Source organism: Streptosporangium sp. NPDC000509 (genome assembly GCF_042898365.1).
In the GTDB taxonomy this organism is placed as follows: domain Bacteria; phylum Actinomycetota; class Actinomycetes; order Streptosporangiales; family Streptosporangiaceae; genus Streptosporangium.
On record NZ_JBIAYX010000011.1, the window covers coordinates 82,668 to 95,761 of the forward strand.

General features: G+C 70.2%; 11 protein-coding genes. 4 read left to right on the plus strand and 7 right to left on the minus strand.

The features are described from left to right. Positions 1-7: 7 nt before the first annotated feature. The gene (locus tag ACFY3D_RS21115) at positions 8-1,303 is read right to left on the minus strand and encodes a histidine kinase (RefSeq protein WP_362898860.1); all 1,296 of its coding nucleotides are present in this window, start codon (positions 1,301-1,303) and stop codon (positions 8-10) included. 320 nt (positions 1,304-1,623) lie between these two features. On the opposite strand from ACFY3D_RS21115, the gene ACFY3D_RS21120 reads away from it, so the two are divergent. Next, complete coding sequence (locus ACFY3D_RS21120) at positions 1,624-2,763, plus strand: cystathionine gamma-synthase (protein WP_350949985.1); 1,140 nt, start codon at positions 1,624-1,626, stop codon at positions 2,761-2,763. A 188-nt stretch (positions 2,764-2,951) separates the two neighbouring features. Here the strand turns inward: ACFY3D_RS21120 and ACFY3D_RS21125 are convergent, their stop codons facing one another. Both ACFY3D_RS21125 and ACFY3D_RS21130 read right to left on the minus strand, forming a co-directional pair. Continuing rightward, a complete protein-coding gene (locus ACFY3D_RS21125; RefSeq protein WP_389981573.1) occupies positions 2,952-3,380 on the minus strand; it encodes a hypothetical protein in 429 nt (142 codons plus the stop codon). A gap of 169 nt (positions 3,381-3,549) precedes the next feature. Continuing rightward, a complete protein-coding gene (locus ACFY3D_RS21130) occupies positions 3,550-3,738 on the minus strand; it encodes a hypothetical protein (RefSeq protein WP_389981575.1) in 189 nt (62 codons plus the stop codon). Between the two features lie 272 nt (positions 3,739-4,010). Here ACFY3D_RS21130 and ACFY3D_RS21135 point away from each other — a divergent pair, with 272 nt between their 5' ends. Next, positions 4,011-4,433, plus strand: coding sequence for a DUF6292 family protein (locus ACFY3D_RS21135; RefSeq protein WP_389981577.1), 423 nt, complete (start codon positions 4,011-4,013; stop codon positions 4,431-4,433). A gap of 128 nt (positions 4,434-4,561) precedes the next feature. Here the strand turns inward: ACFY3D_RS21135 and ACFY3D_RS21140 are convergent, their stop codons facing one another. Both ACFY3D_RS21140 and ACFY3D_RS21145 read right to left on the minus strand, forming a co-directional pair. Continuing rightward, positions 4,562-6,505 carry a hypothetical protein gene (locus ACFY3D_RS21140; protein WP_350949981.1) on the minus strand — a complete coding sequence of 648 codons (1,944 nt, stop codon included), beginning with the start codon at positions 6,503-6,505 and terminating at the stop codon, positions 4,562-4,564. 9 nt (positions 6,506-6,514) lie between these two features. Next, positions 6,515-7,912, minus strand: coding sequence for a sigma 54-interacting transcriptional regulator (locus ACFY3D_RS21145; RefSeq protein WP_389981579.1), 1,398 nt, complete (start codon positions 7,910-7,912; stop codon positions 6,515-6,517). Between the two features lie 361 nt (positions 7,913-8,273). Between ACFY3D_RS21145 and ACFY3D_RS21150 the strand changes: the two genes are divergently transcribed. After that, positions 8,274-9,455, plus strand: a complete 1,182-nt coding sequence (locus ACFY3D_RS21150; RefSeq protein ID WP_389981878.1) for an FIST N-terminal domain-containing protein — start codon at positions 8,274-8,276, stop codon at positions 9,453-9,455. 56 nt (positions 9,456-9,511) lie between these two features. Beyond that, positions 9,512-10,720: a threonine ammonia-lyase gene (gene ilvA / locus ACFY3D_RS21155; RefSeq protein ID WP_350949979.1), complete on the plus strand. Its 1,209-nt coding sequence runs from the start codon at positions 9,512-9,514 to the stop codon at positions 10,718-10,720. A 63-nt stretch (positions 10,721-10,783) separates the two neighbouring features. On the opposite strand, the gene ACFY3D_RS21160 is transcribed toward ilvA, so the two are convergent. Together ACFY3D_RS21160 and ACFY3D_RS21165 are read right to left on the minus strand one after the other, a co-directional pair. Further along, the gene (locus ACFY3D_RS21160; RefSeq protein WP_389981581.1) at positions 10,784-12,259 is read right to left on the minus strand and encodes a M1 family metallopeptidase; all 1,476 of its coding nucleotides are present in this window, start codon (positions 12,257-12,259) and stop codon (positions 10,784-10,786) included. Between the two features lie 73 nt (positions 12,260-12,332). Next, the gene (locus ACFY3D_RS21165) at positions 12,333-13,028 is read right to left on the minus strand and encodes an RDD family protein (RefSeq protein ID WP_389981583.1); all 696 of its coding nucleotides are present in this window, start codon (positions 13,026-13,028) and stop codon (positions 12,333-12,335) included. Positions 13,029-13,094: the final 66 nt, after the last annotated feature.

A 13,094-nucleotide genomic window follows, 5' to 3' on the forward strand; every position in this document is an offset into this window, starting at 1 on the left:
GGCGGGGTCAGAGGGGAAACTCCGCCGTCACCTCCCAGGCCCCGGAGCGGGTGGGGCCGGCCAGCAGACGGCCGCCGAGAGCCTCGACGCGCTCGGCCATGCCCACCAGGCCGAACCCACCGCCGAGGCGGGCGACCCTGACGTCGGCCAACGAGCCGTAGTTGCGCACCCGCAGCCGCACGGCGCCCCCGGTGGGTGAGGCGCCTTCGCGAGGCGGGGGGCCCGCCGGGGCGGAGGCGGTACGCCGGGCCCGCGGGTCCTGGTCGTTCCCCGTCTTCACGCGTACGCTCTCGGCCCAGGCGCGCAGGTCGGAGCCGTCGGTGAGCTTCAGGTCCGCCTCGACCCAGTCGGTGCCGGGGGCGTGCCTGCGGACGTTGGTCAACGACTCCTGAAGGACCCGGTGGAGGGTGGTCATCACCTCCGGGGCGACGGTGCCCTCGGCGATGCCCTGGCCGATGTCGAAGGTGACCTGGGGGCCCGCGGCGGAGAAACGCTCGACCATCGTGCGCATGTCCATGAGCGTGCTGCCCGGTGAGCGGGCGGCCCCGTCCTCCGCGCGCAGCACGCTGACCAGGCGGCGCATCGAGGTGAGCGCGTCGGCCCCCGCGTTCGCGATCGCCTCCAGGGAGGGGACCACGGCCTCGGGTTTCTGCTCGGCGACGACCTTGGCGGCCTGGGCCTGCACCACGATCCCGGTGATGTGGTGGGCGACCAGGTCGTGCAGCTCCCTGGCCAGCTCCAGGCGTTCGGACCGCCGTACCGTGTCGACGGCCTCCCTGCGGCGCTCCAGCTGGAAGCGGAGGTAGGCGCCGATACCGGCGGCGCAGGACCAGCAGACGAAGAGCAGGAAGCCCGAGGCCGTCGCCGGTTCCCCGCTCATGAAGTTCAGGCGGACGGAGGAGGTTTCGAGCACGATCATCGTCGCCAGGGAGAACAGCGCGGCCCGCCGCACCGGCTCGATCGCGCGCAGCCCGCCGACGGTGAGGACCAGCAGCGACCCGATCTCGGCCACGCCGGGACTGCCGTCGCCGTCGGTGATCCCGATGATCAGGGACGACAGGAACGACACCGTCAGCAGGGTGACGAGCCCGCCGACCCGCCAGCGGCGGCGTCGCGCCACCGCCACGACGCCCACCAGGCCGCACACGGGGCTCAGCAGCATCGCCGGGTTGAGGCCGCCCCTCGACGACATGATGGCCGAGACCACCATCACGTCGATCAGCAGGAGCAGGACGAGCCAACCGATCAAAGCGATCTCGCTGAGTCTTTTGACCCAGTAGATCAGCCGGTTCGTCTCTCCCACGGTCCCCGAGCCTAAGCCTCGCGGAGGAGTGGTCATATCGGCCGTTCGGCCGAATCGTTCCCCGGGGAACCGGTCGTTCAGCGGAAGCGGCGCGGGGAACTCGTCGCCGATGCTTGAGAGGTCGAAGGGGGAAAGAGATGACCATCATCGGGATCGTGCTCCTGCTCGCCGGGCTCGTGGTCGGTGCGGCCTTGACGCTCGCCGACCCGGTCCTGCTCTCGCGGATCGGCGGGGAGCGCGCGGAGTAGGCGGCCGGAGGCTCCCTGGGTGGCGTTTTCCGCTGCTCTGGGGCACCCTGCGCCGCGAGTAACGTTGACCTCATGAACCAAGGATTCGAGACGCTGGCCATCCACGCAGGTCAGGAACCCGACCCCTACACCGGGGCCGTGGTGCCGCCGATCTACGCGGTGTCCACCTACAAGCAGGACGGCGTGGGCGGGTTGCGCGCCGGATATGAGTACAGCCGGTCCGCCAACCCGACCAGGACCGCGCTGGAGGAGGCCATGGCCGCCGTCGAGGGCGGCAGCCGTGGTCTGGCCTTCGCCTCGGGCCTGGCCGCCGAGGACGCGGTGCTCCGGGCGATCTGCAGGCCGGGCGATCACGTGATCATCCCGAACGACGCCTACGGCGGCACCTACCGTCTGTTCGCGAAGGTCCACGAGCGCTGGGGGCTGCACTACGACCCGGCGCCGCTGGGCGACCTGACGGCGGTGGCGGCCGCCGTGACCCAGAAGACCAAGATCATTTGGGTGGAGACGCCCACCAACCCGCTGCTCGGCATCGCCGACATCGCGGCACTCGCCCAGCTCGCGACCGAGTGCGGCGCGCTGCTGGTGGTGGACAACACCTTCGCCTCCCCGTACCTGCAGCAGCCGATCGCGCTGGGCGCGGACATCGTCGTGCACTCCACCACCAAGTACGTGGGCGGTCACTCAGACGTGGTCGGCGGCGCGCTCGTCGCGCGGGACGCCGGAGTGGGCGAGGAGCTCGCCTACCACCAGAACGCGATGGGCGCGGTGGCCGGGCCGTTCGACGCCTGGCTGACGCTGCGCGGTCTCAAGACACTCGGGGTGCGGATGGACCGCCACTGCGAGAACGCCGAACGGGTGGTGGACCTGCTGCTCGCCCATCCTCGGGTGTCCTCGGTGCTCTACCCGGGCCTGGCCGACCACCCGGGGCACGAGGTGGCGGCCAAGCAGATGAGGCGTTTCGGCGGCATGGTCTCCTTCCGGATGGCCGGAGGCGAGGCCGAGGCCGTCGAGCTGTGCAACAGGACCAAGCTGTTCACCCTGGGCGAGTCGCTCGGCGGCGTGGAGTCGCTGATCGAGCACCCCGGTCTGATGACCCACGCCTCGGTGGCGGGCTCGCCGCTGGAGGTGCCCGGCGACCTGGTGCGCCTGTCGGTCGGCATCGAGTCGATCGACGACCTGCTGGCCGACCTCAGCCAGGCGCTGGGCTAGGATCGGGCGCCGGTCCAGGAGCCGGATCCTGGGCCGAGAGCAGGCGTCCGGCCGGGATCGAGCGCCGGACCGGGTACGGGCGCCCGGCCGGGAACCGGCGCCGGGCAGACAGCGGCCACCGGGTCGGAAACGGGCGCGGCCGGGAAGCGGCCGTGGCCCGGAAGGGGGCGCGGTGGGAAAACGCGGGCTCAGGCCGGGCTTCCCCAGACCATCAGCACCAGGATGACCATCCAGATCAGCACGATCACGCCGGAGAGGGCGGCGATCCGGCCGACCTGCACCTTGGCGTCGTCGTCCGGGCTCTCATTGGTGAGGACCCGGATGGCGGTGCGCTGGTCCCGCTCCACCATGACCAGCAGCACCGCGGCGACGATGAAAAGCGTCATGGATACCGACAGATACGGCCTTCCAAGGAATTCGCGGCCCAGCAGCGCCCCGAACAGGAAGACACCGACGGACGCGAAACCGTAGATGCGCGTGGTCTTGTGGAGATAACGCAGGACATCGACGTTCTTGGCGCGGATGAATCTGGGAGTCGACATCGTGGCGGCGGTGATCGGCCCCAGGGCGAAGATCGCGAAACCGATGTGCAACCAGAGCAGCAGGTGGTCTGTCATGCGCCAGACATTAGTATCCGGTGATCTCGTCTGGGTACGGCTCGCACGGTGTCATCCGACGGCGTGGTCTTCCTTAATGATCGTTTGAAGGGTCTTCCCACGGAGTGGGCGGACGTGCTCCTCGTCCTTCGTCTTTTCGCCGGCTCCGTGGCCGAGATGTCGCCATCGTTCACGACAGGGACGGTTCACCTTCGACGGTGTCGTACCTGCCCGGACGGTCGTCATCGCGCTCATGGTCCGAGGCACTGCGATCCGAGATCGCGTTCTCCTCACGCGCGTGTGGCACCATGCACACCTCGAAACAGACGCAGACGATGAGCATCAGCACCACGAGAATTCCCGCGAGCATCGGGCTCACTTCTTCCCCCTCCACAACGGTGTTCTTCCTTTATCGGGTAGACAGCGCGGACATCGATGCGGTTGTCACGAAAAGGTCACGGTTGAGGTGAGGGGTGGAATTGACGGTACGCGATTGTCGATCTTCGCGTTCCGCGCGGAGCACGTCCGCGGCGTTAGTAGGATCGTGGGCGAGCTCGTTACCGTGTGATGAGACCGGCGGTGGTGAAACCGTGGTCGTGCCGGACGGGCGTTCGACCAGACAGAGCAAGACGGCACAAGGGAGTGCCCGCCGTGGGTGTCAAACATGTTGAGCCGTATACCGAGGAGTGGCGCGACCAGCCGTCCCGCTATGCCGGCCTCGTCGTCGAGGCGCTGGGCGAGGCGGTCGAGAGCTGGTGGCAGGGTCCCTGCGACCCGCGCACCGTCACCATTCGCCTGACCGGCGGCGACGCGCTGGTCTGGGACGAGGAGAGCGGCTGGCGCCGTGGCCGCTACGCGAGCGGCGACCCCGCCACCCCCACGGTCCTCACCGACGCCCGCTATCTCGGCGGAGGTCTGCTGCCCTCCCCTGAGCGGGTCCCCTCCGCGATCGCCGACGCCCGCGCGGGCGTCGGCAACAGCACGGCATGGCGACCCTGCTACCGCTCCTACCGCCACTATCGCGACGGCTTCGATCTGGCGCTCGACGGATACGCCGCCTACGCCAACGCCTGAGCCCGCCTCGGGCCGTGAGCCCACGTCGACCCGGGCCCGCCTCGGCGAGTGCGGCGGGCCCGCAGGAACAGGAACACGTCAACGCCTGGTCCGCCTCGGGCCGGGAGTCCAATCACCCCGGGCCCGTCTCAGCGGGTGCGGCGGGCCCGCAGGAAGTCGCTGACGACGTACTCGCCCAGGCGGTCGGCGCCGGGGGAGAAGACCCGGCCGCCGTTGCGTCGTCCGACCTCGTTCACGAACTCCTTCAGTCGCTCGTCGTCGGCGAGCATGAAGACGTTGAGCGTCGCCCTGCGCCGGGTCATCTTGTCGACCTCCGCGAGGGTCAGCTCCAGCGTCTCCTGGGTCGGTGGCCACTCGAAGGCCGCCGAGCCGTTGCGCCGCAGGTGGGCGGTGGGTTCGCCGTCGGTGACCACGAGCACGACCGGCTCGAAGTCGGGGTGGCGGTCCAGGTGGCGTCCGGCGATCAGCAGGGCGTGGTGCAGGTTCGTTCCCTGGACCATGTCCCACTCCAGCCCCGCCAGTTCGTCGGGCTGCAGCACCCTGGCGTAGTTGGAGAAGCCGATGATCTGCACCGAGTCCTGGGGGAACTTCGAGGCCACCAGCGCCTGCAGCGCCATCGCCGTCTGCTTGGCGGCGGCCCAGGTGCCGCGCAGCGCCATCGAGTAGGACAGGTCGACCAGCAGGCACACCGCGGCCGCCGTGCGCCGCTCGGTCTCGGCGACCTCGAAGTCGTCGACCGACAGGGTCACCGCGCCGCCCCCGCCGCGCCGGACCCCGTTGATCACGGTACGGACCACGTCGATCGGCTGCTCGTCGCCGAACCGCCAGGGCCGTGAGGACCCGGTGAGCTCACCGGCAGAGCCCGCGTCCACCTGGTCGTGGTCGCCGCGGCGCCCGCTCTCCAGGGAGGAGAAGACGCGGCGCAGCGCGGTCTCTCCCAGGCGTCGTACGGCCTTGGGGGTGAGCTCCAGCTTGCCGCGCCGGCGCAGGAGGTAGCCCTGCTGCTCCAGCTCGCGCTCGACCTGCCTGAGCGCCTCCAGGTCGTCGACGGCGGAGCGGCCCAGGGCGCGCCGGATCGCCGCCTCGTCGATGTCGTCCAGGCGGGCGCCGGGGTAGTCCTGGCGGAGCGCGGCCTCCAGCTGGGTCAGGTCGGCGAGCTCGTCCAGCGCGCTCACGGCGTCGGACATCCCCATCGGCTCGTCGCCGCTCAGCCGCTCGGGGGTGTTCCAGGCCAGGTCGGGGCGGCGGGCGTGGAGGGACTCGCCCAGGCGGCGCATCTGCTCGTCCAGCCCGGCCTGCTGGAGGGTCTGCTCGATCAGGTGGTCGAGCTCCTCGCGTTGGGCCGGGGTGAGGGAGGCGAGCAGGCGCTGGGTGGCCGCCGCCCGCCGGGCCAGGGTGTCGACCAACTCCTCCAGGTTCCGGGGCGACTCCGGGAACATGTCCCCATATTTCGACATGAACTGCTCGAAGTCGGCCTGGGTGTGCTCACCCCGGGCATCCCGGTCGAGCATGTCGTTCAGATCGGACATCATCTCCCTGACCCGCTCCATGGCGGCCGGGTCGGGGTTGGCCAGAGACTGCCGCATGCCGCGGAACTGGCTGTCGAGCACCTCCCTGCGCAGCAGGTCGCGCAGCTCCTCGAAGGTCTGCCCGGCGGCGGCCGAGCGCCACCGGTAGGCGCCCAGCTCCCGGATCGCGCTCGCCGTGTCGTCGGGAAGAGCGGCCAGCTCCGCCTCGCGCAGCCGGGCCTCGTCGGAGGGGTCGGGGAACAGCTCGGCCCGCTCCTGGCCGATCGCCTTGTCCAGCAGCGCCCTGGCCCGCTCCAGCGTGCCGTCGATACGGCCGCGCTCGCGCAGCTCACGGCGCCGCCTTCGCACCTCGCGGAGAAGCTCCTCAAGGCCACGACGATCCTGCGCGCCCGGCAGGCCCTCCTTGAGCAGGTCGCGCAGGGCATGGGACGGGTTGGAGCCGGACAGGATCGCGTCACCCATCCGGTCCAGCGCGGAACGGACGTCGTACGGCGGGGCGAGCGGGTCGGGCCCGTCCCGGTATTCGCCATAGCGATAGCTCATGCGGACACCTCAGGTGCGGTAGACCGTCGTGCCGTCCACCTCGTCCTTGGACAGCCGACGCAGGAGGTAGAGGCCCTCCATGGCGAATTCCAGCGCGGCGGCGGCGTGCCCGGGGGACTCGTCGCCGATGCCGAGCTGGGACATGATCTTTGCCAGGCCCGGAACGGGGCCGACCCTGCGCAGCAGCTCGCCCGCGGGTACCGCCACGCCCGACTCGACCTGGACGCCCTCGGAGAACTTCTCCAGCAGCGGGTTCAGGTCGCTGCCGCCGAGCGTGCCGCGGAACGTCTCGGCCACCGCCCTGCGCAGCAGGTGCGCGAGCACCTCGGTCTCCCGGCCCTCCTCGCTGACCTCGAACTCCACCTTGCCGCGCAGCGTGTGCACGATCCCCGGCAGGTCGGCGACCCTCGCCACCGCGTGATCCTCGCCGGTCAGCGCCGCACGCCGTACGGCGGAGGCGGCCGCGGTCTCGGCGGCCGCGATGGAGAAGCGGGCCGAGACCCCGGAACGGGCGTCCACCGCGGTGGACTCGCGGACCAGCCGGGTGAAGCGGGCGATCACCTCGATCAGGTGGTCGGGCAGGTCGGCGCCCACCTGGTCGAGCGCGGCCTCCTGGCGGATCAGGACCAGCTCGCTCTCGATCGACAGCGGGTAGTGGGTGCGGATCTCGGCGCCGAAGCGGTCCTTCAGCGGGGTGATGATCCGGCCGCGGTTGGTGTAGTCCTCGGGGTTGGCGCTCGCGATCAGCAGGATGTCCAGGGGCAGGCGCAGGTTGTAGCCCCTCACCTGGATGTCTCGCTCCTCCAGCACGTTGAGCAGCGAGACCTGGATGCGCTCCGCCAGGTCGGGCAGCTCGTTGACGGAGAACACCCCGCGGTTGCTCCTGGGGACCAGGCCGTAGTGGACGGTCTCCGGGTCGCCGAGCGTACGCCCTTCGGCGATCTTGATGGGGTCGATGTCGCCGATCAGGTCGCCGACGGAGGTGTCGGGGGTGGCGAGCTTCTCGCCGTACCGCTCGTCCCGGTGCTTCCAGGAGATCGGCAGCTCCTCGCCCATCTCGTCGGCCAGGCGGCGGCAACGGACGCACGAGGGTTCGTAGGGATGGTCGTTGATCTCGCAGCCCTCGACGGCGGGGGTCCATTCGTCGAGGAGCCCGGTCACGGTGCGGATCAGCCGGGTCTTGCCCTGACCCCGCTCACCGAGCAGGACCAGGTCGTGTCCGGCGAGCAGCGCTCGCTCCAGGTATGGCAGGACGGTGTCGTCGAAGCCCACGATGCCGGGGAACCGCGGCTCTCCTGCCCGCAGGCGGGTCAGGAGATTCTCACGGATCTCGGCCTTTACCGTACGGTGAATATGGCCGCTCGCGCGCAGCTCGCGCAGAGTACGTGGCTCTGGGATTTGAGGCACGGGATCGAGCCTACGTCCACAACGCCCGATCCGGCACTCTCATCCCTCTTTCGGATCTTGACGATTGCGTGAGGGACAACGTGAGTGCTTGTCTCCCCAGTGGGGAGAATCGCTCCAAGACAAGGTATCGGCCGGTTCCCCCGCCCGGGAGCCGGGGCACCCCCGGAAGGGGCCGCCACGTGGGATCTTCGGCATTCGCGGTCGCACGGCACTGACGGGCCTCACGCTCTCGGCTAACGTCGGTTCACAACGATTCATGGCAGGCTTCAGGGCTTCAGGACGGGCTTCGGACAAGATCCGGACACTCTCCGGCGAGCCACACGACGAGGGACAAGAGGGAGAGGCGAGACAAGTGGCGTTGATGACGAGCCGCTTCGCCGACGGCCTCGCGGTGGGGGCCGATCTGGTCTCCGCGGCCGAGGCGGCGGTACGCCAAGCCCTGTCCGGCTTGTCCGGACCGGCCGACCTGCTCTGTTTCTTCATCTGCGGCGACGATCCCGACGACGTCTCCCGCGCGGGGCTGCGCGCGATGAGCATGGCCCCCGGCGCCGCCGTCCTCGGATGCAGCGCCACCGGGGTCATCGGCGACGGGCAGGGGGTCGAGGTCACCCCCGCGGTGAGCGCCTGGGCCGCCTCCCTGGGCGGGGCCCGGCTGACGACCTTCGCGCTCGACACGCTGAGGGCCGACGACCGCTTCGTGGTGGTGGGTCTGCCCGACCGCGCCCCCGACGATCACGCGGCCATCCTGCTCGCCGATCCCTACAGCTTCCCCACCGACGGCTTCGTCGAGCGCTCCGAGGAGGTCATGGGAAATCTTCCCCTGATCGGCGGCCTGGCCAACGCGATCCAGGGCCGCGGCGCGGTCCGGCTGTTCGCCAACGGGGAGATCCACACCGAGGGAGCCGTCGGGGTGCTGCTCAGCGGTGCCCTCAACGTCAGCACCGTGGTCAGCCAGGGCTGCCGCCCGATCGGCCCGACGATGACGGTCACCTCCGTCGAGGACAACCTCCTGCTCGAACTCGCCGGGCAGCCCGCCCTGGCGCGGCTGGAGGAGATCGTCAGTGCCCTGGACGAGGACGACCGCGACCTGGTCGCCTCGGGCCTGCAGATCGGCGTCGCGATGGACGAGTACGCCGAGAAGCATGAGCGCGGCGACTTCCTGATCCGGGGCGTGCTCGGCATCGACCCCGAGCGGGAGGCCGTGGCGATCGGCGATGTCGTCGAGATCGGCCGCACCGTCCGCTTCCAGGTCCGCGATGCCGCCACCGCCGACGAGGACCTGTACGAGTTGCTGGACGCGCACCGCGCGGAGTTCGGCCGGGTGGACGGCGCGCTGCTGTTCTCCTGCAACGGCCGGGGCTCGGCCATGTTCGGCAGCGCCGACCACGACGCCGTCGCCGTCCGCGACACCCTGGGTCCCATCGGGGTGGCCGGGTTCTTCGCCGCGGGAGAGGTGGGCCCGGTGGGCGGCCACAACCACGTCCACGGCTTCACCGCCTCGGTCCTGGTCTTCTCCTCCCACCAACCGGCCGGCGGTTCGTGACGTGAGCCGGACCGCGCCGTCCGGGCTGTGGGTGCGCTCGTCGTACGATGATCCGCATGTCAGGCACCCAGGTGACCTACGACGACGTGGTCGCCGCGCGTGAGCTGCTGGCCGACGTCGCTCTGCGTACCCCCCTGCTCCACTCCCACGTGCTCTCCGAGATCATCGGCGGGCCCGTCCACCTCAAGTGCGAGCACCTGCAGCGTTCCGGGTCGTTCAAGATCCGGGGGGCGTACGTCAGGATCGCCGGGCTGACCGAGCAGGAGCGGCGTCGGGGGGTGGTCGCGGCCAGCGCGGGCAACCACGCGCAGGGGGTCGCGCTCGGGGCGGGGCTGGTCGGCGCCGGGGCGACGGTCTACATGCCCCTGGGGGCGCCGCTGCCCAAGGTGGCCGCGACCCGCTCGTACGGCGCCGAGGTGCTCTTCGCGGGCGAGACCGTGGACGTCGCGCTGGAACGGGCGCGGGAGCACGCGACACGGACCGGGGCCGTGTTCATCCACCCGTTCGACCATCCCGACGTGATCGCCGGGCAGGGCACGATCGGGCTGGAGATCGTGGAGCAGCTGCCCGAGGTCGGCACGATCGTGATGTCGCTGGGCGGGGGCGGGCTGGCGGCAGGGGTGGCGCTCGCGGTCAAGTCGCTGCGGCCGGGCGTGCGGATCGTCGGGGTCCAGGCGGAGAGGGCCGCCGCCTACCCGGCGTCGCTGGCCGCCGGGCATCCGGTGGAGGTCAGGCCCGCCTCGACGATGGCCGACGGCATCGCGGTGGGCCGTCCGGGCGAGCTGCCCTTCGAACTGATCCACTATCTGGTCGACAGCGTCGTCACCGTCACCGAGAGCCAGATCTCCCAGGCGCTGGTGCTCTGCCTCGAACGCGCCAAACAGGTCGTCGAGCCCGCGGGCGTGGCCGGGGTGGCCGCGATCCTGGCCCACCCGCACGTCTTCGAGCCGCCGGTGGTGGCCGTGCTCTCCGGGGGCAACATCGACCCGCTGCTGATGGCGAAGGTCCTCAGGCACGGCCTGGCCGCCGCCGGGCGCTATCTCACCCTGCGGGTCCGGCTCTCCGACCGGCCGGGCGCGCTGGCGGCGCTGCTGTCGCGGCTGGCGGAACTCGGAGCGAACGTGCTCGACATCGTGCACGGGCGGCTGGGCATGCACCTGGGGGAGGTCGAGGTCCAGCTCCAGATGGAGACCAAGGGGCCGGTGCACTCCGAGGAGGTGCTGGGCTCCCTGCGCGTCGAGGGATACAAGATCATTGTCACGTGAGGGCGCGGCAGTGGACGGACGACCTTCCCGGCCAGGGCGACCGCCCTGACCAGGACGGCCTTCCTACCAGGTGGTGGGCTTCTTCGCGGTGAACAGCCAGGCGTCGAAGAGGGCGCCGAGCTTCTTGCCGGAGATCTTCTCGGCCATCGCGACGAACTCCGGGGTCGTGACGTTCCCGTACCTGTGGGTGGTGTTCCACTCCTTGAGGAGCTTGAAGAACGCCGGGTCGCCGATCCGCTGCCTGAGAGCGTGGAGCGTCATGCCGCCCCGGGTGTAGACGGAGTCGTTGAACAGGTCGTCGGGCTTGGCCTGGCCCGGGGTGTAGCCCCAGATGGGATCTTCGGCCTCGGCGCCGTAGTGCCTGCGGAAGAGCTGCTCGGCGGTGGCCTCGCCCTCGTGCTCCGACCAGAGCCACTCGGCGTAGGTCGCGAAGCCCTCGTTGAGCCACAGGTCCTTCCAGCGCGTGATGCTGAGGCTGTCGCCGAACCACTGGTGGGCGAGCTCGTGGGCGATGATGGCGTCGTCGGGGTCGAACCCGCCGTACATGGGCTTGGTCTGGTTCTCCAGCGCGTAACCGGCGGGGAAGTCGTCGACCACGCCTCCGGTGGAGGAGAAGGGGTAGGGGCCGAAGACCGTGCTCCAGTAGTCGGTGACCCTGCCCGACACGTCGTACAGCTTCTTCAGCGAACCGCGGAACCTCGGATCGACGGCCGCCAGGTTCTTCACACCCCCGGGGGTCGTGCCCTGGAGCATCTCGAACCTGCCCAGCGTCACGGTGGCGAGGTAGCTCGCCATCGGGTGGCTCTCCCGCCACTGGAAGGTCGTCTTGCCCCCGGCCTTCTTCGGCGTGCCGACGAGCTCGCCGTTGGCCAGCGCGGTCAGCCCGGCGGGAACGGTGATCTCGAAGTCGTAACTCGCCTTGTCCGAGGGGTGGTCGTTGCCGGGGAACCAGGTCTTGGCGCCGTTGGGCTGGCAGGTGACGAACGCGCCGTCCTTGGTCGGGATGAAGCCGTACGTGCCCAGGTTGGAGGAACCCCTGACCGGTTTGGGCTCACCGGCGTACGCGACCTCGACGGTGAACGCGGCGGCGTTCGGGATGAACGCGGCCGGGGTGACGCTGAGCTCGGTCCCCGCCCTGTCGAAACTCGCGGGCTTGCCGTCCACGGTGACCCGGCTCACGGTGAAGCCGGAGAGGTCGAGGTTGAAACTCGCCAGGTTCTGGGTGGCCCGCGCCTCGATCCTGGTCACTCCCGACAGGTGCTTGGAGGGCGGGTCGTAGCTCAGCTTGAGCCCGTAGTGGCCGACGTCGTAGCCGCCGTTGCCGTCGGTGGGGAAGTCGGGGTCGCCGATCCCCGCGGTGCCGGGTGTGGCCTCACCGCCACCACCACCGCCACCGGCGACGACGTCGGAGGCGACCGGCTTCACGGAGCCCGTCGGCGGGACGCTCTCCCCGTTCGACGCCGAGCAGGCGACCGTGCCAACGGTCGCGAGCGTGCTGAGAAGAGCGGCGGTCGCCGCGGCCAGCCGTTTGGACGCCATGCGTTAAAGCCCCTTTCCCGGCCGGACGGCCGAGCCCCGTGGAATGGCACACTACGCGACCGACCTGCGTCGATCAGGCGTCTATGACAAGCGTCCTGGCGGCGAGGTCGTGCACGGCCTGCTTGCGTGGGTGAAAAAGGATGAAAGCCACATCTATCCAGCCCAGGCAGCAGGTGGAGTACATCAGCCAGGAGACCAGTTCGCGCAGCGCGACCTGTCCGACACCGGCCCTCCGCCCTTCGGTGTCCGTCACGCGCAGCCGAAAGATCTTCTTGCCGAGCGTCTGCCCGTTCCAGTAGGCGGTCAGCAGCCAGTAGTACAGGAAGCCGATCACCGTGAACAGGAAGGTCTCCGCGTAGGGTACCTGCACCGACAGCCCGCTCGCGGCGCCCGTGACGGTGTTGACGGTCCGGTAGGTGAAGGGCGAGGAGATGAGCCCGACGATGAGAAGGTCGAGGATTCCCGCGAAGAGGCGGCGCCAGCGGCCTCCCAGCCTCATGGCGTCCGACGGGGGAAAATCACCGGGCGGATACCCCTCGGCCGTGTAGCCGAAGACGGGATCGAACCCCCGCCCGTGTTCCCGGCCATGGCCGGGACCCCGCTCATGGCCGGGACCGAGGTCGGAGCCGAAGCCGGGCCCCTGGCCGGGGCGGGGATCGTGACCGGGGCCCGAAGCCGGGTTCGAGCCCTCGTGGCCCGGCCTGAGCGGCTCGGGATCGGACCACGGGTCCGATCCCCGGTCATCCGGCGGTGGCGGTACTGATCCCATCCAAGGATGATCACCTCAGGGTCGCCATCGCAAAGTCAAGGACGGTTATCGTGTTCCTTTCAGTGC

What these genes read in the sequence shown, in the direction of transcription:
- ACFY3D_RS21120 (WP_350949985.1), top strand. Translation starts at nt 1,624, where the DNA reads ATGAACCAAGGATTCGAGACGCTGGCCATCCACGCAGGTCAGGAACCC.
- ilvA (WP_350949979.1), top strand. Translation starts at nt 9,512, where the DNA reads ATGTCAGGCACCCAGGTGACCTACGACGACGTGGTCGCCGCGCGTGAG.
- ACFY3D_RS21150 (WP_389981878.1), top strand. Translation starts at nt 8,274, where the DNA reads ATGACGAGCCGCTTCGCCGACGGCCTCGCGGTGGGGGCCGATCTGGTC.
- ACFY3D_RS21165 (WP_389981583.1), bottom strand. Translation starts at nt 13,028, where the DNA reads ATGGGATCAGTACCGCCACCGCCGGATGACCGGGGATCGGACCCGTGG.
- ACFY3D_RS21160 (WP_389981581.1), bottom strand. Translation starts at nt 12,259, where the DNA reads ATGGCGTCCAAACGGCTGGCCGCGGCGACCGCCGCTCTTCTCAGCACG.
- ACFY3D_RS21140 (WP_350949981.1), bottom strand. Translation starts at nt 6,505, where the DNA reads ATGAGCTATCGCTATGGCGAATACCGGGACGGGCCCGACCCGCTCGCC.
- ACFY3D_RS21125 (WP_389981573.1), bottom strand. Translation starts at nt 3,380, where the DNA reads ATGACAGACCACCTGCTGCTCTGGTTGCACATCGGTTTCGCGATCTTC.